The organism is Stenotrophomonas maltophilia (assembly GCF_002799245.1).
Taxonomy (GTDB): domain Bacteria; phylum Pseudomonadota; class Gammaproteobacteria; order Xanthomonadales; family Xanthomonadaceae; genus Stenotrophomonas; species Stenotrophomonas maltophilia_S.
The window spans coordinates 227,249-247,639 of record NZ_NEQV01000002.1 but is presented as its reverse complement, the minus strand read 5'-3'; the positions used below and the strand labels follow the sequence as shown (position 1 = coordinate 247,639).

Annotated in this window: 16 protein-coding genes; 5 read left to right on the top strand and 11 right to left on the bottom strand. The window is 67.2% G+C overall.

The features are described from left to right. Window positions 1-233: 233 nt before the first annotated feature. Genes B9Y64_RS07120 through B9Y64_RS07100 form a run of 5 tightly spaced genes read right to left on the bottom strand, consistent with a single transcriptional unit; the run spans window position 234 to window position 5,881 of the window. Window positions 234-1,301, bottom strand: coding sequence for an acyltransferase family protein (locus tag B9Y64_RS07120; RefSeq protein ID WP_100440102.1), 1,068 nt, complete (start codon window positions 1,299-1,301; stop codon window positions 234-236). Continuing rightward, on the bottom strand, window positions 1,301-2,449 hold the full coding sequence (gene nagA / locus B9Y64_RS07115) for an N-acetylglucosamine-6-phosphate deacetylase (protein ID WP_100440101.1): 1,149 nt from the start codon (window positions 2,447-2,449) through the stop codon (window positions 1,301-1,303). The genes B9Y64_RS07120 and nagA overlap by 1 nt, the downstream gene beginning before the upstream one ends. Next, a complete protein-coding gene (locus B9Y64_RS07110) occupies window positions 2,449-3,477 on the bottom strand; it encodes an SIS domain-containing protein (protein ID WP_100440100.1) in 1,029 nt (342 codons plus the stop codon). The genes nagA and B9Y64_RS07110 overlap by 1 nt, the downstream gene beginning before the upstream one ends. Window positions 3,478-3,484: 7 nt before the next feature. Beyond that, window positions 3,485-4,552, bottom strand: a complete 1,068-nt coding sequence (locus B9Y64_RS07105; protein WP_006391719.1) for a LacI family DNA-binding transcriptional regulator — start codon at window positions 4,550-4,552, stop codon at window positions 3,485-3,487. 39 nt (window positions 4,553-4,591) lie between these two features. Next, entirely contained in the window at window positions 4,592-5,881 is a 1,290-nt protein-coding gene (locus tag B9Y64_RS07100) for a sugar MFS transporter (RefSeq protein WP_100440099.1), read from the bottom strand. A 376-nt stretch (window positions 5,882-6,257) separates the two neighbouring features. Here B9Y64_RS07100 and B9Y64_RS07095 point away from each other — a divergent pair, with 376 nt between their 5' ends. The 3 genes from B9Y64_RS07095 to B9Y64_RS07085 all read left to right on the top strand — a co-directional run bounded on the left by B9Y64_RS07095 (window position 6,258) and on the right by B9Y64_RS07085 (window position 12,550). Beyond that, entirely contained in the window at window positions 6,258-7,274 is a 1,017-nt protein-coding gene (locus B9Y64_RS07095; protein WP_049442849.1) for a glucokinase family protein, read from the top strand. A gap of 143 nt (window positions 7,275-7,417) precedes the next feature. Continuing rightward, a complete protein-coding gene (locus B9Y64_RS07090; protein WP_100440098.1) occupies window positions 7,418-10,081 on the top strand; it encodes a TonB-dependent receptor in 2,664 nt (887 codons plus the stop codon). Window positions 10,082-10,192: 111 nt separating this feature from the next. Further along, window positions 10,193-12,550 (top strand): beta-N-acetylhexosaminidase, encoded by a 2,358-nt coding sequence (locus B9Y64_RS07085; protein WP_100440097.1) that lies wholly within the window; start codon window positions 10,193-10,195, stop codon window positions 12,548-12,550. 224 nt (window positions 12,551-12,774) lie between these two features. On the opposite strand, the gene B9Y64_RS07080 is transcribed toward B9Y64_RS07085, so the two are convergent. Together B9Y64_RS07080 and B9Y64_RS07075 are read right to left on the bottom strand one after the other, a co-directional pair. Then, window positions 12,775-13,167 carry a VanZ family protein gene (locus B9Y64_RS07080; RefSeq protein ID WP_100440096.1) on the bottom strand — a complete coding sequence of 131 codons (393 nt, stop codon included), beginning with the start codon at window positions 13,165-13,167 and terminating at the stop codon, window positions 12,775-12,777. After that, the gene (locus B9Y64_RS07075; protein WP_100440095.1) at window positions 13,164-14,348 is read right to left on the bottom strand and encodes a class I SAM-dependent methyltransferase; all 1,185 of its coding nucleotides are present in this window, start codon (window positions 14,346-14,348) and stop codon (window positions 13,164-13,166) included. The genes B9Y64_RS07080 and B9Y64_RS07075 overlap by 4 nt, the downstream gene beginning before the upstream one ends. 59 nt (window positions 14,349-14,407) lie before the next feature. On the opposite strand from B9Y64_RS07075, the gene B9Y64_RS07070 reads away from it, so the two are divergent. Then, entirely contained in the window at window positions 14,408-15,145 is a 738-nt protein-coding gene (locus B9Y64_RS07070; protein WP_008265570.1) for a pteridine reductase, read from the top strand. A 65-nt stretch (window positions 15,146-15,210) separates the two neighbouring features. On the opposite strand, the gene folK is transcribed toward B9Y64_RS07070, so the two are convergent. Next, the gene (folK, locus tag B9Y64_RS07065) at window positions 15,211-15,696 is read right to left on the bottom strand and encodes a 2-amino-4-hydroxy-6-hydroxymethyldihydropteridine diphosphokinase (protein WP_100440094.1); all 486 of its coding nucleotides are present in this window, start codon (window positions 15,694-15,696) and stop codon (window positions 15,211-15,213) included. Window positions 15,697-15,786: 90 nt separating this feature from the next. Here folK and B9Y64_RS07060 point away from each other — a divergent pair, with 90 nt between their 5' ends. Further along, window positions 15,787-16,527, top strand: coding sequence for a 20S proteasome subunit A/B (locus tag B9Y64_RS07060; protein ID WP_100440093.1), 741 nt, complete (start codon window positions 15,787-15,789; stop codon window positions 16,525-16,527). A gap of 80 nt (window positions 16,528-16,607) precedes the next feature. On the opposite strand, the gene B9Y64_RS07055 is transcribed toward B9Y64_RS07060, so the two are convergent. The 3 genes from B9Y64_RS07055 to B9Y64_RS07045 are packed head-to-tail and all read right to left on the bottom strand — an operon-like array spanning window position 16,608 to window position 20,378. Then, window positions 16,608-18,119: an ATP-binding response regulator gene (locus tag B9Y64_RS07055; RefSeq protein WP_100440092.1), complete on the bottom strand. Its 1,512-nt coding sequence runs from the start codon at window positions 18,117-18,119 to the stop codon at window positions 16,608-16,610. 4 nt (window positions 18,120-18,123) lie between these two features. Then, window positions 18,124-18,564, bottom strand: a complete 441-nt coding sequence (locus B9Y64_RS07050) for a response regulator (RefSeq protein WP_005411057.1) — start codon at window positions 18,562-18,564, stop codon at window positions 18,124-18,126. Next, window positions 18,561-20,378, bottom strand: a complete 1,818-nt coding sequence (locus B9Y64_RS07045) for a sensor histidine kinase (protein ID WP_100440091.1) — start codon at window positions 20,376-20,378, stop codon at window positions 18,561-18,563. Before B9Y64_RS07045 ends, B9Y64_RS07050 begins: the two co-directional genes overlap by 4 nt. Window positions 20,379-20,391 lie beyond the last annotated feature (13 nt).

The following is a 20,391-nucleotide window of genomic DNA, read 5'->3' as shown; positions in this document are numbered from 1 at the left end:
GAAGCAACCTGCCGTGCCGGCGAGGATTTTCCGCTGAAGTTATGCACCCGTCGTGGCATGACGGATGTGAAGCCATGCCATCATCACACTGGCGTTACGTGGCTGAAATTGTTCAGCGCAGTCACTGAGTGCATCCACGCATGGCGGGGATGCACTGAACCCGCAGCGTCGATCGATTCATGCACGACACGCCGTAGATCCCCGCGATGCGTGGATGCCGTTCGCGGAGGCGGTCAGATCTTCAGGTAGATCCTGCGCCGGTCCAGCCACCACGCCACGCCCCACCAGATCGCGACGAACGCCAACGCCTGCAGCATCGACGCCAGTTCCAGCGCCTGCGGCATCGCGGTGGCCAGTTGCTGCCAGACCCAGCCCCAGGCACCGGTGGCCATCAGCACCACCGACATCACCGATGCGCCCAGATACGCGGTGATTGCATTGACACCGAAGCGCCGGCCCAGCGCCGGCCAGCCCTTCTGGTCGATCAGCACATGCCCCAGCCACAGCGCCAGCGCGGCCAGTCCGCCGGTCCACAGCACGTAGCTGGGCGTCCACAGCTGCTTGTTCAACGGCAGCATCGTAGCCAGCAGCAAGCCCAGCACGGCGGTCACCGCGCCCAGCCCGGCCAACCCGGCAGAGCGACCGCCACGCAGCAGGCCGCCGGCCAGCAGCCCGAGCACGGTGCTGGCCAACGCGCCCAGCGTGCTCAGCAGCCCTTCCGGGTCGTGGCCAAGCCCGGTATCGGCATGCCACTGGTAGATCCACGGTGCGAACAGCGTGGTATCCAGGCGGCTGGCCGGGTTGGTCCATGGCGCCAGGTCACCGATGCCCAGCAACAGCGCGGTGTACCCGACCAGCAATGCGACCAGCACGCCCGCCTGCATGCGCGGCCGCGCGTACACCGCCAGCACGCCCACCAGCGCCGCACACACCGCGATGCGTTGCAGCACGCCCCATATGCGGAAGTGATGGGTATGCAGCGCCCACCAGATCAACAGGTGCAGCAACGCACCGGCCACCAGGATGCGCAGCGCGCGCTCCAGCACGCCGCGCGCCAACGCCGGCCGCGCCGAGGCTTCCAGCGCGCGCGGTGCCACGCTGAAGGCCATCGACACGCCCACCAGGAACAGGAAGAACGGGAACACCAGATCGGTGGGCGTGCAGCCATGCCATTCCGAATGACGCAGCGGCGCGAACACCGCGCTCCAGTCGCCCGGATTGTTGACCAGCAGCATCGCCGCCACGGTGATGCCGCGCAGGGCATCGATCGAGCCCAGCCGGCGTGGCGGCGAACGGTTCATCAGGCGGCCTCGTACTGTCCGGCAATCCAGGTGCCACGTACCTGCAGCGCATCATCGAGCAGCACCAGGTCGGCCTGGTAGCCTTCGGCGATATGGCCCAGGCGGTCATCGACGTTGAGGAACTGCGCCGGATAGGTCGAGGCCATGCGCGCGGCTTCGGCCAGCGGCTGGCCGAGCAGCTGCACGGTATTGCGCACGGCAGTGGCCATGTCCAGCGCCGACCCCGCCAGCGAACCGGCGGCATTGCGCACCACGCCATCGATGGCGGTGATGGTTTCGCCATACAGCACATAGCTGGGATCGTCGGCACCGACCGGCGGCATCGCATCGGTCACCAGCAGCAGGCGACCACGCGGCTTGGCCGCCAACGCCACGCGCAGGCTGGCCGGATGCACATGCACGCCATCGACGATGATGCCGATCCAGCTGTCGCGGTCTTCCAGTGCAGCGCCCACCGCACCGGGCTCGCGGCCCTGCAGCGGCGACATCGCGTTGTACAGGTGGGTGAAGCCACGCACGCCGGCATCCAGACCCTCGCGGATCTCTTCGTAGGTGCCCGCGGTGTGGCCGGCGGCAACGATCACGCCGCGCTCGACCAGCGCACGGATGGTCTCCAGCGGCACGCGCTCCGGTGCCAGCGTCAGCAGGGTCACGCCGTTGTCCAGCGACGCGGCCAGCGCGATTTCTTCCTCGTCCGGCACACGGAACTTGCTGGCATCGTGCGTGCCCTTGCGCGCCGGCGCGATGTACGGTCCTTCCAGATGGATGCCGATCACGCCCGGCACCCCTTGTGCGATCGCCTCGCGCAGCGCCGCGATCGCTTCGCGCATCACCGCCACGTCGTCGCTGATCAGCGTCGGCAGCATCGCGGTGGTGCCGAAGCGGCGGTGCGCCTGCGCGATGGTACGCAGCGAAGCGACATCGGGCGTGTTGTTGAACAGCGCGCCGCCGCCGCCATTGACCTGGACATCGATGAAACCGGGCAGCAACCAGCCGCCGCCCAGGTCCACCTGCTCGGTCGCGTGGCCCAGCTGTGGTGCAGCGTCAGGCAGCAGCGCGCTGATGCGACCGTCCTCGATCACCACCGCCAGATCGTCGCGGAACTCATCGCCGGCGAGGATGCGGGCATTGCGCAGGACCGTTGCCATCACACCGTCTCCGTGACCTTGTTCAGGTGCGGCGGCAGGTCCGGGTTGAAGCCACGGCGCAGCGCCAGCGCATTGATCGCGCGGTAGAAACTCTGCACGGTCAGCAGGGGTGCGCACAGCGGATGCGGTGCGGCGGCCACTGGCAGGTTGCCACCGGCACCGGCCATCCACACCTGCGCGCCACGCGCGGTGAACTCATCGACCACTGCGCGGGTACCGGCGCCGGTTTCGTCCGGCTGGGCGAACGCCAGCACCGGGAATCCACGATCGACCAGCGCCATCGGGCCGTGCTTGACCTCGGCCGAACTGTAGGCCTCGGCGTGCAGGCTGCAGGTTTCCTTGAACTTCAGCGCCGCTTCCTGCGCCGCGCCCAGGCCCAGGCCACGGCCGAGCACGAACAGGTTGGTGGCATCGACCAGGCCCTCGGTCACCGCGCTCCAGTCGCACTGCCAGGCCTCACGCATCGCGTCCGGCAGCAGGTCCAGCGCCGCACGCAGGCCGCTGTCCTGCTTCCAGTACGCGGCCAGCTGCAGCAATGCGGCCAGCGAGGCCAGGTAGCTCTTGGTCGCCGCCACGCTCTTTTCGGCACCGGCATGCAGCGGAATGACCGTGTCGGCCAGCTGCGCCAGCGGCGAATCCTCGACGTTGACCAGCGCGATCACGCGCGCGCCGGCAGCCTTGGCCGCCTCGGCGTTGCGCAGCAGGTCCGGGCTCTTGCCCGACTGCGAAATGACAATGAACAGCGCACCGCGCAGCTGCAGCGGTGCGGCATAGACCGAACCCACCGACGGCGAGGCCGAGGCGACCACCAGGCCCAGCTGGGTTTCCAGCAGGTACTTGCCATAGGTGGCGGCATGGTCGGAGCTGCCGCGTGCGCAGGTGACCACGAACGGCGGCGGCGCGGCACGCAGGCTGGCAGCCAGGGTTTCCATGGTGGCGTGGTTGCGCGAGAACTGGCGGGCAACCACGTCGGCCGCTTCGGCGGCCTCGGCGAACATCAGGGTAGCGGTGGGGTCTGACAGCGACATGGCAGGCTCAGGCAGGATCGGAAGGAAGGGGGCGTGCGCCGGCCGGGCGCATCGGCGCAGTCGAACCGCGCACCACCAGCTGCGGCACGAAGCCCTGGTTGTGCAGCGGTGCCGGTGCATCGTCGTAGGCGTCGCTGCGCAGCTGCGCGATCAGCAGGCGCGCGGCGTGGCGGGCGATGTCCTCGGTGGCCTGCTTGGCGGTGGTCAGCGGCGGCCACGACTGGCGCGAGAACGGGCTGTCCTCGAAACCGGCGATGGACAGGTCGTACGGCACATTCATGCCGGCCGATTTGGCAGCGGCCAGCACGCCGGCAGCGATTTCGTCGTTGGAACCGAAGATGGCCGTGGGCGGTTCGCGCAGCGCCAGCAGGCGGCGCGCGCCGCGGAAGCCATCATCGAAGGTGTAATCGCCCTGCACCACCAGGTGCTTGTCCACGGTCATGCCGTAGTCCTTCAGCGCGGCTTCGTAACCGGCATAGCGTTCGCCCGACGACCGATGCGAGATGCCACCCCAGAGGAAGCCGATGCGCTGGTGGCCCAGCTGGATCAGGTGCTCGGTGATCTCGTAGGCGGCCTCGCGGTCGTCGACGAACACGCAGGCGCCGTCGGCCGGGTCTTCGGTGGCCGCGATGATGCGCACCAGCTTGATGCCGCGCGCAGTCAGCGCCTGGATCAGGTCGCGGCGCTCGGACATCGGCGCGGTCAGCACCAGCCCGGCCAGGCGCGAACGCTGCACCCAGTCGGCCAGTTCATCGGCCAGCAGCGGCGAACTGGAATCGCAGGGATGGATCTGCAGGCCGAAACCGGTCTCGCGGCACGCGGCCAGCACGCCGTTCTGCACGCCGATGATGTGGTACGGGTTGGGGTTGTCGTAGACCAGCCCGATCACGAAGGTGGTACCGCTGCGCAGGTTGCGCGCGGACGGATCGGGCTCGTAGTCGAGTTCGGCGATGGCACGCAGCACCCGCGCGCGGGTGGCCTGCATCACCGAAGGCTCGTTGTTGATCACCCGCGAGACCGTCTTCAGCGAGACCTTGGCCTTCTCCGCAACGTCCTTGATGGTCGCTCTGCGCATGGGTTTTCCCTGGGGTTGGCTGCCGTCCATCATCGCCGATCAGGCCTTGTCCTGCGGCAGGCCGGCGCGATGGCCGATCACCGAGTAGAACAGGATGTACAGGTAGCACGGCACCATCAGCAGCACGAACACCAGCTGGAAGTCGATGTGCTGCTTGAGCACGGCGAACAGCTGCGGAATGATCGCGCCGCCGGCGATGCCCATCACCAGCAGCGCCGAGCCGGTCTCGGTGAAGCGGCCCAGGCCACGGATCGCCAGCGGGAAGATCGCCGGCCACATCATGGCGTTGGCGAAGCCCAGCAGGGCCACGAAGGCCACCGACACATAGCCGTGGGTGGCCCAGGCGCCCAGGCAGAACACCACGCCCAGCACCGCCGAAATGGTCAGGTAGCGCGACTGCGAGACCACCTTGGGGATCAGCAGCAGGCCGACCACATAGCCGACCAGCATCGCGCCAAGGGTCAGCGAGGTGAACATCTTGGTCTGGTCCAACGGCAGGTCGAAACCATGGCCGTAGGTACCAATCGCATCACCGGCCATCACCTCCACGCCCACGTAGACGAACAGGCACAGCACGCCCAGCCACAGGTGCGGGAACTGGAAGATGCTGCGGCGCTCGGCGGCGCCGGCCGCGAGCGGCGTGGCGTTGGCTTCGGACGATTTGATTTCCGGCAGCGGCGAGAACAGCACGGCCACTGCCAGCAGCACCAGCAGGCCGGCCATGGCCAGGTAAGGCGCATGGATCTTGGCGGCAAAGTCGTTCAGCAGCTGTGCCTTGGTCGCCTCATCGGCGGCGGCCACCGTGGCCGACAGATCGCCGATGCCGTGCAGCACCACGGTGCCGATCAGCACCGGGGCCAGCATGCCGGCGATCTTGTTGCAGATGCCCATCAACGCGATGCGGCGCGCCGCCGTTTCGATCGGGCCGAGGATGGAGATGTAGGGATTGATCGCGGTCTGCAGCAGGGCCAGGCCGCTGCCGATCACGAACAGGCCGCCGAGCGCGCCCGGGTACCAGCGCTGGGTGGCGAACTCACCGAACAGCGCGGCACCACCGGCCATCACCAGCAGGCTCAGGCTCAGGCCCTTCTTCATGCCGGTGCGGCGCAGGATCCACGACGCCGGCAGGGCCAGGAAGAAGTAGGACAGGTAGAACACCATCAGCACCAGGAAGGCACCGACCTCGCTGAGTTCGAAGGCCAGCTTGACGAAGGTGATCAGCGGGCCGTTGAGCCAGGTGAAGAAGCCGATCAGGAAGAACAACACGCCGACGATGGCGATGGAGGTGGCCACGTTCGGGCGCGCGCTTGCAGCGGGGACGGCGGACATCAGGAGGGCTCCTGCGGCGACGGCCGCAGAACGCGGCGTCGGAGAGTGGCTGGGAACAACGTTGTCACATTCTTTCGGTGGACAGCGGCGGTTTGTCAACTTCCATCGGCGGCCCCGTGAACCTCGTGCTGCACTGCGCAAGGCGATTGCGGCGCGCCGCGCTGAATGCGTGACAGGCCTAGAGCCCCATGCAGCAAAGGTTCCCACGTGAATCCCGCACTCACGCCATGTAAACGTTTACTGCATGTCGCATTCGTTGCGGCGCAGCAACGAAAGTGTCACGAACTCGTTGACATCGTTGTCAGCGCGGTTACAGACTCCGCCCCAATCGCCGCGCCCGATCCTGGGGCCGGCCCCACCTGCAGCAGGAGCCCGCGTGACCGCCAGCCACCCCGCCCCGTCGCATGTCCTGTCCCGCGTCGCGCCCTCGTTCCTGGCCGCCGACGTCGGTGGCACCCATGTGCGCGTGGCCCGGGTCCAGGCCAGCGGTGACACCGCCCATCCGGTGCAGGTGCTGGAATACCGCAAGTACCGCAATGCCGACCACGCTGGCCTCAGCGCGATCCTGTCCGACTTCCTCGGCGAAGGCCCGCGGCCCACGCATTGCGTGGTTGCCAGCGCCGGCTATGCCCGCGAGGACGGCACGGTGATCACCGCCAACCTGCCGTGGCCGCTGTCGGCGCGCCAGGTGGAAGCCGACGTCGGCCTGCAGCGGGTCTACATCGTCAACGACTTCGAAGCGGTGGCCTATGCCGCCGCGCAGGTGGACGCCAGTGGCGTGCTGCACCTGTGCGGGCCGGACACCGCTGCGCGCGGCCCGACCCTGGTGGTCGGCCCCGGCACCGGCCTCGGCGCCGCGCTGTGGATCCCCACCGCGCACGGCCCGGTGGTGCTGCCCACCGAGGCCGGCCAGCCGACCCTGGCCGCCAGCACCGAACTGGAAATGGCCATCGTCCGCCACATGCAGCGCGACCGCGCCCATGTGTCGATCGAGCATGCGATCTCCGGCCCGGGCCTGATGAACCTGTACCGCGCGGTGTGTGCGCTGCAGGGGCAGGCTCCGACGCTGGCCAGCCCCGATGCGGTCACCGCCGCAGCCATGGCCGATACCGATGCGCACGCGCGCCAGGCGCTGGATGTGTTCTGCGGCCTGCTCGGCAGCACCATCGGCGACATGGCGCTGTTCTATGGCGCCCACGGTGGCGTCTACCTGGCCGGTGGCATCCTGCCGCAGATCCGCGAATACCTGCATGCCAGCACCTTCGTCGAGCGCTACCTGCAGAAGGGGCCGATGGGCGAAGCGCTGGCACGCATCCCGGTGAAGGTCGTCGAGCACGGCCAGCTGGGCGTGGTCGGCGCTGCCAGCTGGTACCTGCAGCAGTCGGCCGCCTGACACCGCAACAGGCTTCAACGCAATCGCAGCACGCAGTACGTGGCACGCCAACGCACGGGACTTCGCCGCCGCCCCGCGCATGTCATCGCAACCGTAATCGAACACCGCCGCCGGCATCCAATCGAGTGATGAGGAGAGACATCATGAATACCCGCAAGACCCTGCTTTCGGCCGCCATCGTCAGCTGCATCGCCTTCAGTGCCCACGCGCAGCAGGCCGCCCCGACCGCCACCGATCTGGACACCGTGACTGTCACGGGCATCCGTGGTTCGATGGAAAAGTCGCTGGACACCAAGCGCGAAGCCAATGCGCGCGTGGAAGTGGTCACCGCCGAGGACGTGGGCAAGCTGCCGGCGCACAACGTCGCCGACACCCTGCAGCGCCTGCCCGGCGTCAACATCAGCTCGTCCAGCGCCGATGAAGGCGGCTTCGACGAAGCCGACCGTGTCAGCCTGCGCGGCACCAGCCCGAGCCTGACCCAGACCCTGATCAACGGCCACACCGTCGGCTCGGCCGACTGGTTCGTGCTCAGCCAGGGCAACAACGTCGGCCGCAGCGTCAGCTACTCGCTGCTGCCATCGGAACTGGTCAGCTCGGTGGAAGTGAACAAGTCCTCGCAGGCCAAGCTGCAGGACGGCGGCACCACCGGTACCGTCAACATCATCACCCGCAAGCCGCTGGAGTTCTCCAAGCAGTTCACCGCTGAAGGCTCGATCGGCATGGTGCGCTCGGACCAGGCCAAGTCGAACGACCCGCAGTATTCGGCGCTGTTCAACTACAAGAACGACGAAGGCACCTTCGGCGTGATGGTGCAGGGCTTCAGCCAGAAGCGCGAACTGCGTCGCGAGGCGCAGGAAATCCCGGGCGGCTTCTTCAAGATCGGCGCCGGCGATCCGGTCGCCAAGACCAATCCGGACCTGATCGGCGTCAACGTGCCGGGCCTGCTGGGTTCTACCCTGTTCGAACAGACCCGTGAGCGCAAGGGCGGCCTGGTCTCGCTGCAGTTCAAGCCGATGGACAACCTGACCCTTGGCCTGAACGGTTTCAGCTCCGAGCTGAAGGCGAACAACTACAACCGCAACTTCATGATGTTCGGCAACAGCTTCGCCAAGTCGCAGGCGCCGGATCCGGGCTATGTGGTCAAGGATGGCGTGCTGACCAACGCCAGCTACAAGGGCGTGCCCGGCACCGACTACGCGGTGTACGACATGATCTACCGCGAGTCGAAGGCCAAGTCGAGCTATGTCACCTTCGATGCCGACTGGCAGATCAACGACAGCCTGACCGCCAAGTTCCAGGCCGGCAGCACCAAGGGCACCGGCGAGACGCCGCGCCAGTACATCGCCGAGGTCACCCTGGCCAACGGCGGCGGCGCCAGCTGGGCCACCCACGGCAATGGCTCGCCGATCGACTGGAATGTCGGCGGCGACCTCTCGCCCAACGGCGTGACCAGCTTCGGCACCTGGGGCAACCAGCAGGTCACTGCCGAAGACAAGGAGAAGTGGGCCACGCTCGACTTCAACCAGTACTTCAATGATGGCGGCGTGCTGAGCTCGATCGACTTCGGCCTGCGTTTCGCCGACCACAAGCGCGAAGCGCTGTCGCCGGAAGGTGCAACCCCGGGTGACATCTGGAGCGCGCTGAAGAACGGTGCGACGGCCAACTATCCCAGTGGCTTTGCCGGTGACATCGGCGGCACCTTCCCGCGCAACCTCTGGTACTTCACCCCGGGCGCGCTGAAGGACGCAGTGACCAACAACTCCACCTGGCTGGCCGGCAATGATGGCCCGACCGGCCGCCACAACTACGGCGCCGAGTGGAAGGTGAAGGAAAAGAACTTCGCCGGCTACGTGCAGGCCAACTTCCGCGGCGACTGGTGGAGCGGCAACGTCGGCCTGCGCTACGTCAACATCAAGCAGGACATCGACACCTACAACGCCGTCAGCAAGGCCGCCGATGCCGATGTCAGCAGCCTGTTCGGCATGTGGGAGCGCCTGGCCTTCCAGAACAAGCGCAACCGTGTCCTGCCCAGCGCCAACATCAAGTTCGACCTGGACGACACCCTGGTGCTGCGCGTCGCTGCCTCGCAGACCCAGACCCTGCCGGACTACTCGGCCCTGGGCGCCTCCTCGTACGGCTCGGACCTGAACCGGACCGGCGGCGGCGGCAACCCGAACCTCAAGCCGACCCTGTCGACCAACCTGGATGCCAACCTGGAGTGGTACTTCATGCCGCGCGGCCTGCTGTCGGTGGGTGCGTACCACATGAACCTGAAGGACTACATCGCCTTCGACGTGGTGTCGCGCCAGCTGTACAGCGAACTGACCAACCAGCTTGAGACCTACCAGATCTCCACCCCGATCAATGCCGACGGCAAGGTGACCGGCGTGGAAGTGGCCTACGAGCAGCCGATCGGCGAGTACTTCGGCATCAATGCCAACTACACCTACGCCAACGGCACCACCTCGCACACCTGGTCGGATGGTTCGCACAACCTGCTGGGCACCTCGAAGAACACCTACAACGTGGGTGCCTACTTCGAGAACGAGCGCTTCGGTGCCCGGGTCAGCTACACCCGCCGCTCCTCGTTCCTGATCAGCCTGTCGGGCACCAACCCGTACTACCAGGATGACTTCGGCACGCTGTCGGCATCGCTGAGCTACAAGGCCACCGACTGGCTGAGCATCAGCCTGGATGGCCTGAACCTCAACAACCCGACCTACAAGTACTACCAGACCGCAGCGATCCCGACCTCGTTCTACAGCAACGGTCGCCAGTACTACCTCAACTTCCGCTTCAAGTACTGATCCAGCGGCAGCAACATCGCCGAGTCGTGCACGCACGCCGGGCCTGGGTCATTCCGGGCCCGGCGTTTTTCATGTATAGCGTTCATCGCACCGTTCCAAGGAGTTGTTCCGATGGTCAAGCCTTCCCGCGCCCGGATGCGCAGCGCACTGCTGCTGGGCAGCCTGCTCGCCATGCTGCCGGCACTGCCGGTACTCGCCGCCGATCCCACGCCGGCCGCTGAAGCACCTGGCCCGCAGCTGCGTGCCGGCAGCCTGATGCTGATTCCCGCACCTGCCACAGTGATGCCCGGCCAGGGCAGCGGCATCACCGTACGCGCCGATACCGCGCTGCAGGCCGAAGGCGAGGCCGCGCAGCGGGTCGCCACCCAGTTCGCCGACCTGCTGGCCCGCAGCGGCGGCCCGCGCCTTGCACTGGCCAAGGTCAAGGCGGCAGGCAAGTCGGGCAGCATCCGCTTCGAGATCGTGCCCACCTTCCGCGACAGCGGCGAGGGCTACACGCTGGAAAGCACCGCGCAGGGCGTGGTGGTGCAGGCCGGCAACGAAACCGGCCTGTTCTATGGCGCGACCACCCTCGCCCAGCTCGCCACCGGCGGCAGCAACGGCGTGCTGCCGGCAGTGCAGATCCAGGACGCGCCGCGCTTCAGCTGGCGCGGCTTCATGCTCGATTCCGCCCGGCACTTCCAGAGCCTGGACGAGATCAAGCGCGTGCTCGACGCAATGGCCGCGCACAAGCTCAACACCTTCCATTGGCACCTGACCGACGACCAGGGCTGGCGCATGGAGATCAAGCGCTACCCGAAGCTGACTGAGGTCGGCAGCTGCCGCCTGCCGGCCGGTGATGGCGGCATCGATCCGGTCAGCGGCCAGGAGCATCCGTACTGCGGTTTCTACACGCAGGACCAGATCCGCGAGGTGATCGCCTATGCGGCCAAGCTGCATATCCAGGTGATTCCGGAAATCGACGTGCCGGGCCACGCGACCGCAGCGATCGCCGCGTATCCGGAACTGGGCTCGATCAACACCCCGCTGAAGCCGATCAGCGAATGGGGCGTGTTCCCGAACCTGTTCAACGTGGAAGACAGCACCGTTACCTTCCTCGAGAACGTGCTGGAGGAAGTGATCGACCTGTTCCCGGCCAAGTACGTGCACGTGGGCGGCGACGAGGCGGTCAAGGACCAGTGGGAGGCCTCCAGGCAGGTGCAGCAGCGCATGCGTGCGCTGGGCATCAAGAACGAGATGGCCATGCAGAGCCACATCATCAAGCGCCTGGAGACGTTCCTGGAGGAACACGACCGACGCCTGATCGGCTGGGATGAGATCCTCGAAGGTGGCCTGCCGCCGCAGGCCACGGTGATGTCGTGGCAGGGCACCGAAGGCGGCCTGGCCGCCGCCAGTGCCGGCCATGACGTGATCATGTCGCCGGTCGGCTACCTGTACCTGGACTACCTGCAGACGGCCTCGCCGAATGAACCACCGGGCCGCCCGGCCCAGGTCAACCTCGGCAAGCTCTACAACTTCGAGCCGGTGCCGGCCGAACTGGCCGCCGACAAGCGCCAGCACATCCTCGGCCTGCAGGCCAACATGTTCACCGAACACACGCGCACCTATGCACGCCTGCAGCACAACCTGTTCCCGCGCCTGGCCGCGGTGGCCGAGACCGGTTGGAGCACGCCGGAACATCGCGACTTCCGCGATTTCCTCGCACGCCTGCCGGCGCAGCTGCAGCGCTACCGCGCCTGGGGCCTGGCCTACGCGCAGACCCCGTTCGAAGTGGGCGTGGACTACACCGACAACCGCGCGGCCAACACGGTGACGGTGTCGCTGGCCAACCCGCTGGGCTACGAAGTGCGCTACAGCACCGATGGCCAGCCGGTGACCGCGCAGTCGCCGCTGTACCAGCAGCCGCTGACCGGGACACTGCCGGCCACCGTGCAGGCCGCCGCGTTCTACCAGGGCCAGATGCTGGCGGCGAAGCCGACCATCGCCGCGTTCACCGCGCAGTCGCTGCTCAGCCGTCGCAGTGATGAGCTGCTCAGCTGCGTGGGCACGAAGGGGCTGGTGCTGCGCCTGGAAGACGATGGCCCGCGCGAAGGAACGCGTGCGGTGTTCAACGTCGATATCTTCCAGCCGTGCTGGCGCTGGCCGCAGGCACAGCTGGATGGCATCGGCAGCGTGGAGGTCCGCGCGGGCCGTATTCCGTACTACTTCCAGCTGGCCCACGACGAACCCAAGCGCCGCTTCGGCAAGGCCCAGCGTGCGCACGGCGAAATGCAGGTGCGTCGTGGCGACTGCAACGGCAAGGTGGTGGCCGAAGTAGCGCTGCCGGCCAAGCCCGACGCTGATGGCTTCGTGACCCTGCGTGCAGCGCTGCCCAAGGGCACGCAGGGCACGGGTGACCTGTGCATCAACTTCACCGGCGACACGCGCCCGGCGATGTGGGTGCTCGATGAGGTCACGCTGGGGAAATGACCGTGGCTCTGCCCTCCGGTGCCGGCGCTTGCCGGCGCCGGGGGGATTCATCCACGCATGGCGTGGATCTACCTATTTCATCCACGCATGGCGTGGATCTACCTATTTCATCCACGCATGGCGTGGATCTACTGATTTCATCCACGCATCTTCTGTAGAGCCGAGCCCATGCTCGGCTTTCCCGTTGAAGAGCAGCCGAGCATGGGCTCGGCTCTACAGGAATGTCACCCGCGCCAGCGCAGCAGCAGGTCACGCCATGGCGTCAACGCCGTGCCCAGACCGGCCAGCACGCCGATGGTGTTGGCGAGCGCGTCCATCGGGTCGGCGGTGCGGTTGCTGGTCAGCGCGCCCTGTGCGAACTCGATGCCGATGCCCATCAGCACCAGGCCCACGCCCACCCACAACAGCGGGCGGCCCGGGCGGAACAGCTGCACCGCGCTGCCGGCCAGTATGAAATAGGCGAGGAAGTGCTCACCCTTGTCGCTGTTTTCCGGCAACGGAATCGGCGGTGGTGGGATCAGGCAGACCACGATCACCAGCAGCACCGCGATGACCCACAGTGCGCTCCACAGCCGCGGCCGCCGCAGCGGTTTGATCAGCGGCAGCGCTCCACTCACAGGCGCCAGCTCAGGTCACCCAGCTCGAAGGCCGGCTCGAAGTCGACGCCACGCTGCAGGCCGATCGCCTGGAAGCGCTCGCCCATCTCGGTCGGCAGGGTCAGCTTCTTCACCTGGTCGCGCAGCTGGATACGACCCACTTCATCGGTGCGTTCCTCGGCCAGCAGCAGCACCTGGTCCAGGCCGTTGCCGAGCAGGAAGCTGGCCTGGCTGCAGTAACCGGCCAGTTCAAAACCACCGTGCGCGCCGGCCTCGGCCATCGCGGTGAAATCCACCGACGCGGTGATGTCCTGCAGGCCCGGCCAGCGATGCACGTCGTTGTGCACGTGGTGGCGGTAGAACGCACGGACGGTGCCGTCGTCGCGGTCGTGCTGGTAGAACTCGCTGCGGTTGTAACCGTAATCGACGAACAACAGCGCACCGCGCTGCAGGCCGCCGGCCACCGCCTGCAGCCAGTACGGCAGCTGTGGCAGCACCTCGGAGCGGTAGCCCTCGGCGAAGGGCTTCTCCAGATAACGCTCGATATGCCGCACCGCGCCGTTGAGCAGGATGTCGGCCGGCTGCGCGCCGCGGATGAAATTGCCCTCGGCGTCCAGCTCGACGGTTTCCTCGTAGACCTCGCCGTCCCTGATCAGGAAGCGCGGGGTCGGCAGCGCGTCGATCACCTCGTTGGCGAACACCACGCCTTCCCAGTCCTCTTCGAACGGGCGGTCGACCCAGTCCACGCGCGCGGCCAGCTCGGCCGGCAGGTTCTGCTGCAGGCGCTGCTGCTGGCGCTCGCGCAGGTCCGCGCTGGGTTCAAGGATCGCGTAACGCGACGGCAGTGCGTCCAGCTCGGCCAGGCGCAGCAGCACCGCCTCGGCGAACGCACCGGTGCCGCCGCCCAGTTCCAGCATGCGCGCCTGCGCACCCAGCTGGGCGAACACCGGCGCCAGCGCATTGGCCACGCTGCCGGCGAACAGGCTGCCGAGCTCGGGCGCGGTGGTGAAGTCACCGCTGCCACCAAACTTGCTGGCGCCAGCGCTGTAATAGCCCCAGCCGGGGGTGTACAGGCACAGTTCCATGAAGCGGGAGAACGGCATCGCCCCGCCCTGCGCAAGGATTTCGGCGCGCAGGGCGGCAGCCAGCTGGTCGCTGTGGGCCAGGGCATCGGCTTCGGGCAGGGGGAAGGTGGGCTGCATGGCGTCTTCGAATGCGGTGACAATGGTGCACAGGATAGCCGAGCCTTGGAGGACCCTCGATGAGCGATACCCACCCCGTGGTCCTGATCACCGGCAGCGCGCGCCGGATCGGTGCGGCCATCGCCCGCCAGTTCCACGCCTGTGGCTGGTCGGTGGTGCTGCACGCCAACACCTCCAGCGCCGAGCTGCAGCAGGCCGCGTTCGATTTCGACAACGTGCGCCCCGGCAGCGTGCTGGCCCTGCAGGCCGACCTGCGCGACGCCGACGCCCTGCCCGACCTGGTGGAACAGGCCGTCACCCACTTCGGCCGCCTGGACGCGCTGGTCAACAACGCCTCCAACTTCTTCCCCACCCCGCTCGGCCAGGTCACCGCCGAGGCGATGGACGAGCTGTATGCGGTCAATGCACGCGCGCCGCTGCTGCTGTCACAGGCGGCGGCGCCCTACCTGCGCCGCCAGCAGGGCTGCATCGTCAACCTGACCGACCTGCACGGCACCGACCCGATGCGCGACCACATCGCCTACACCATGGCCAAGGCCGCACTGGAAATGGCCACCCGCTCGCTGGCGCTGGAGCTGGCGCCAAAGGTGCGGGTCAATGCGGTAGCCCCGGGTGCGATCCTGTGGCCGGAACAGGGCAAGGATGATTTCGCCCGTGAGGCGCTGCTGGCCCGCACGCCGCTGGCGCGGATCGGCACGGTCGAGGAGATCGCCGAGGCGGTGTACTGGCTGGTGGCCGAGGCCAGCTTCGTCACCGGCCACACCCTGCGCGTGGATGGCGGGCGCACGGTCAGTTGAGGTGTTGCCGGGATCCACGACGGGGTCAGATCCCTTTTCCCGGTGGGAAAAGGGATCTGACCCCATCACCCGAGGTCCACCACCTCGAACGCCTCGCCGAACTGCCTGTGCGCGCGCCACAGCGTGTCCAGGTCCAGCCCGCTGACCGGGTCGATGAAGCCCGGCGCAATGTCGGCCAGTGGCTTCAGCACGAAGGCATGCTTCAGCTCCGGGCGCGGAATGCGCAGGTGACCCGGGCCTTCCACCACCAGGTCGCCGTAGAACACCACGTCGATGTCCAGGGTCCGGTCGGAAAAGCGCGGCCCGCTGCGGTCGCGGCCATGCGCGTCTTCCAGCGCATGCAGCCAGTCGTCCAGTTCCTGCAGCGGCAGGTCGGTCTCGATCGCCACCGCATTGTTGAGGAAGGCCGGGCCATCGAAGCCGACCGCGGCGGTACGGTAGGCCGGCGATACCTGCAGCGCGCCGAAGCGCTCGCGCAGGGCCGCCACCGCGGCGTGGAGGTAGCGGCGGGGCTGGACATTGCTGCCCAGGCTCAGGAGCACGGTCGTCATGCGGTTCAGGTGGCAGCGATGGGGGGCGTGGACATGCCGTCGTCACGGCGGCCTGCCTACAATCCGGGACGCACATGATAGGGCACCGACATGACCTATTGCGTTGGAATCGAGGTGGACGAGGGCCTGGTCTTCGCTGCCGACACCCGGACCAATGCCTCGCTGGACGATGTGCGCGTGCATCGCAAGCTGCACGTGTTCGAGTATCCCGGCCAGGCAGCCTACGTGTTGATGGCGGCTGGCAACCTGGCCACCACCCAGCTGCTGGTGTCGCGCCTGGGGCGCGATGCCGACGAACGGCGCGCGCCGAACCTGCGCGACATGACCCACCTGTTCGAAGCCGCCGAGTATGTCGGCCAGCTGCTGGTGGACAGCCAGGTGCACAGCAGCCACAGCGAACATGGCCACGATGGGGTCAACACCCAGGCCACGCTGATCTTTGGCGGCCAGATCGCCGGCGAGCGGCCAGGGTTGTACATGATCTACCCGCTGGGCAACGCCATCGCCGCCTCTCCGGAAACCCCGTACCTGCAGATCGGTGAATCCAAGTACGGCAAGCCGATCCTCGACCGCATCCTCAGCCCGGCCACGCGCCTGGAGGACGCCGCGCGCACGGCGATCGTCTCGCTGGACTCCACCATCCGTTCCAACCTGTCGGTGGGCCTGCCGATCGACCTTGCGCTGCTGCGCGACGGAGAGCTGCGCATCGGCCAGCAGCTGCGGCTGGGCGCGGATTCAGCGCTGTATGCCGATATCCACCAGAACTGGTCACGCCGCCTGGAACAGGCGGTGGACGCCCTGCCGCGCTTCCCGTGGGAATCTTCTCTGTAGAGCCGAGCCCATGCTCGGCTGAGGCGGTCGATGCGAACAGCAGCCGAGCATGGGCTCGGCTCTACAGCGCTCGCTCGCACTCAGCCCAGCGCTTCGGCCACTGCGCGGAACACCTGCTGCATCTGCAGCGGCTTGTGCAGCACGTGTACTTCCACGCCGGCCGGGAATGCATCGGCAGGCACCGCCACCGCCGCATCCTCCAGCACCAGCGCCGGGCCGCGATAACCCAATGCGGCCATCTCGCCCAGCAGCTGGCTGGCCGGCAGCAGCTTGGAACCCGCATCGGCAATCACCAGGGCCGGCATCGCCTCCTGCTGCATCCAGCGCAGTGCCGCCGGACCATCGGAGGCCAGCTGCAGCTGATACCCCTGGCTGGACAGCGCGTTGCCGAGCAGCGACAGGCGCGTGGCCTCGCCATCGACCACCAGGATCGACTGGCCACTGCCCAGCGCCACCAGCTGCTCGATCGGCTCGCTGCCGTCGCTGGCTTCGTGCATCGGCAAGCGCAGTTCGAAGCAGGTGCCCTGCCCCGGCTGGCTGCTGACATGGATGCTGCCGCCGGCACCTTCGACGATGCGCTTGCAGGAAATAAGGCCCAGGCCAGTGCCATCGGCCTTGGTGGTGAAGAACGGATTGAACAGGTGCGACAGCGTGTCCGCATCCATGCCGATGCCTTCATCGGCCACGCAGATCTGCATCCAGTCCACGCCATCGCGCTCGCCGGCATGGCTGGCGGTCAGGCTCAGGCGGCCACCGCTGGGCATCGCCTGGATCGCATTGAGCGCCAGGTTCAACATCACCTGCTGCAGCTCGGTGTAGTTGGCGTCGACCACCAGGCCTTCGTCCTGCACCTGCAGTTCCAGGCGCACGGCATCGGGCACGTTGCTGCGCAGCAGCAGTGCCACTGCATCGAACAGGCCATCGATCTCGATGCGCTCGCTCGGCTTGCGCGAACCGCGCACGAACGACAGCATCGATTCGGCCATCTCGTGGCCACGACGGCCGCACTCGGCAATGACGTCGGCCAGATGGTGCAGCTGCGGATCCTCGGTACGGGCCTTCAGCAGGTCCGGCATGATCAGCAACGGCTGCAGGATGTTGCGCAGGTCGTGGCTGAGGCCGGCGGCAAGCAGCGACAGGCTTTCCAGGCGCTGCGCGCGCATCAGTTCGGTTTCCACGCGGGCACGCTCGACTGCGCTGCGTGCATCGCGGATCGCACGCGCCACCGCCGACGGCAGGCGCGCCGGCAGGTGCTTGATGATGTAGTCGTTGGCGCCCTTCTGCAGCGCCGCCACCGCGTTCTCCTCACCCATGGTGCCGGAGACGAAGATGAAGGGCACTTCCGGCGAGGTTTCGCGCACGATGCGCAGCGCGTCATCACCGGAAAACCCCGGCATGCTCAGGTCGGACAGCACGATGTCCGGCTGGAACGCGGCCAGTGCCTGGCGCAGTTCAGCCTCGCTCTCGACACGCTCGAAGCGGGCTTCCAGGCCCGCGTCGAGCATCTGTTCGGACATCAGCTCGGCATCTTCCGGTGAGTCTTCCACCAGCAGGATGCGCAGCGCCCCCAGGGCGGGACCGGTCAGGGGCATGGGCTCACTCGAGTTCCGGTGCCTGGTTGATCAACGCCCAGAACTTGCCCAGGGTCTGCACCGCGCCGAAGAACTGGTCCACGTCCACCGGCTTGACCACGTAGGCGTTCACGCCCATGTCCCAGCTGCGGGCCAGATCGCTTTCCTCGCGCGAGGACGACAGGATCACCACCGGCAGGCGCTTGAGTTCCTCGTGCTCACGGATCTGCCTCAGCACTTCCAGGCCATCCATGCGCGGCATCTTGATGTCCAGCAGCAGTACCGCCGGCAGGCCTTCCTCACGGTTGGCGAAGGCCCCGCGGCGCAGCAGGTAGTCCATCACTTCCACGCCGTCTTCGACGTGCACGATGGGATTGGCCAGACGTGCCTCTTCCAGGGCGTCGATCGCCATTTCGGCATCCGCCGGGCTGTCTTCGGCGAGAAGAATGGTGCGCAGAGTCGTCATGCAGAAGGACCTTGTTTGTCCGCGTCGATCGCGGGAGGCAGGTAGAAGTGGAAGGTGGCGCCGACGTCCGGTTCGGCCTCGGCCCAGATACGGCCGCCATGGCGGGTCAGCACGCGGCGCACGCTGGCCAGGCCGATGCCGGTACCCGGGTAGTCACTGGCCTTGTGCAGGCGCTGGAACACACCGAACAGCTTGCCGGCGTAGGTCATGTCAAAGCCTGCACCATTGTCGCTGACCGTGAACTGATGGCCGCCATCGGGCAGCTGCTGGTAGTCCACGCGGATCTTCGCCGGTTCGCGGTTGCCCGAGTACTTCACTGCGTTGCCGAGCAGGTTGAGCCAGACCTGGCGGATCATGTTCTCGTCGCCCACCACGATCGGCAGCGGCGCGATGCTCCACTCCACCTGGTGCGCATGGCCGCTGTTCTCGGCCTCGGCCTGCAGGTTGGAATCGAGCATGGCGCGGGTATCGGCCACCAGCGACTGCATGTCCACCGCCTGCTGACGCATCGCCGCGCGGCCCAGCCGCGAGTAGACCAGCAGGTCGTCGATCAACGCCGCCATGCGCCGGGCCGAACTGGAGATCACTTCCAGGTAGTGGCGGCTCTTGTCATCGGCCTGATCGCCGAGGTGGCGCGACAGCTTGTCGGAGAATCCGGCCACGTGACGCAGCGGTGCACGCAGGTCATGCGAGACCGAGTAGCTGAAGGCCTCCAGCTCGCGGTTGACCTCCGATACCTGCGCGACCTTGCCTTCCAGCTGGCGGTTCAGCTCTTCCACGCGCAGCTGCACTGCGCGCTGCATGGTGACGTCGCTGATGGTCAGCAGCACCACCTCGTCATCGGTGTCGGGCAGCGGCATGCGCCGCGCATTGAGCAGCATGTAGCGCACCATGCCGTCGGCGGTGCGCTGCTCATGCTCGAAGTCCCAGAGTTCGCGACCGCGCGACAGCACGTCGGCCAGGCGTTGCCGTACCACCGGGTCCTGCCAGGCGTTGTCGCCGACGGTCTGCAGCAACAGGCCATCGGCACGTTCATCCTGCAGGCCATACAGCTCTGCGAATGCCGGATTGTGCAGCTGCACGCGCAGGTCGCGGTCGAGCAGCACGATCGGTTCGCGCACGGTCTGCAGCACCGAGGCCGCGCGTGCGGCCGAGCGCAGCGATTGCCGCTCCGCATGCAGGCGACGGCCGATCTGCCGCTGCAGCAGCCACAGCACCAGGCCAAGCAGCGCCAGCTGGATCACCAGCGAACTCCACGACACCAGCTCGGTCTGCTTGCGCTGGCGCGCGGCCTGCTCGGCGCGCAGCGACAGCAGCTCCTGCTCACTGGCCTGCAGTTCTTCCACCAGCCCGCGGATGGGATAGCGCGTGCTCAGGTCCTGGACCAGCTCGCGCTGGTCGCTGTTCGGTTCGGACCGCGCCAGCTCACGGGCCACCGCCAGGCGGCCATCCAGCATCGATTCGATGCGACCAATGCGGATCAGCTGATCCGGATTGTCGCGGGTCATCCGGCCCAGTTCGGCCAGGCGCCCGGGAATCTCGTTGGCCTTGGCCATGCGCTCGCGCAGGCCGGGGGCATCCACGCCCTTGGACAGGGTCAACGCGGCCGATTCGACATCGCGCACATCGGCCTGCAGTTGCTGCAGCGCCACGCCCACGGCCTGGGTATGGTTGACCCAGGCCATCGCTTGTTCGCTGTCCTGCTGCAGTTTGCGCAGGGTCAACCACGGCACCACGATGATCGCGGCAGCGGCCAGCGCCAAGGCCGGCAACCGCCAGCGGTCCCAGATGTCGTCACTGAAAACCAGCGCCATAGTTCCTCGTCAG

Coding starts and splice junctions, on each gene's coding strand:
- B9Y64_RS07120 (WP_100440102.1), bottom strand. CDS start 1,301: ATGAACCGTTCGCCGCCACGCCGGCTGGGCTCGATCGATGCCCTGCGC.
- nagA (WP_100440101.1), bottom strand. CDS start 2,449: ATGGCAACGGTCCTGCGCAATGCCCGCATCCTCGCCGGCGATGAGTTC.
- B9Y64_RS07110 (WP_100440100.1), bottom strand. CDS start 3,477: ATGTCGCTGTCAGACCCCACCGCTACCCTGATGTTCGCCGAGGCCGCC.
- B9Y64_RS07105 (WP_006391719.1), bottom strand. CDS start 4,552: ATGCGCAGAGCGACCATCAAGGACGTTGCGGAGAAGGCCAAGGTCTCG.
- B9Y64_RS07100 (WP_100440099.1), bottom strand. CDS start 5,881: ATGTCCGCCGTCCCCGCTGCAAGCGCGCGCCCGAACGTGGCCACCTCC.
- B9Y64_RS07090 (WP_100440098.1), top strand. CDS start 7,418: ATGAATACCCGCAAGACCCTGCTTTCGGCCGCCATCGTCAGCTGCATC.
- B9Y64_RS07085 (WP_100440097.1), top strand. CDS start 10,193: ATGGTCAAGCCTTCCCGCGCCCGGATGCGCAGCGCACTGCTGCTGGGC.
- B9Y64_RS07075 (WP_100440095.1), bottom strand. CDS start 14,348: ATGCAGCCCACCTTCCCCCTGCCCGAAGCCGATGCCCTGGCCCACAGC.
- B9Y64_RS07070 (WP_008265570.1), top strand. CDS start 14,408: ATGAGCGATACCCACCCCGTGGTCCTGATCACCGGCAGCGCGCGCCGG.
- folK (WP_100440094.1), bottom strand. CDS start 15,696: ATGACGACCGTGCTCCTGAGCCTGGGCAGCAATGTCCAGCCCCGCCGC.
- B9Y64_RS07060 (WP_100440093.1), top strand. CDS start 15,787: ATGACCTATTGCGTTGGAATCGAGGTGGACGAGGGCCTGGTCTTCGCT.
- B9Y64_RS07055 (WP_100440092.1), bottom strand. CDS start 18,119: ATGCCCCTGACCGGTCCCGCCCTGGGGGCGCTGCGCATCCTGCTGGTG.
- B9Y64_RS07050 (WP_005411057.1), bottom strand. CDS start 18,564: ATGACGACTCTGCGCACCATTCTTCTCGCCGAAGACAGCCCGGCGGAT.
- B9Y64_RS07045 (WP_100440091.1), bottom strand. CDS start 20,378: ATGGCGCTGGTTTTCAGTGACGACATCTGGGACCGCTGGCGGTTGCCG.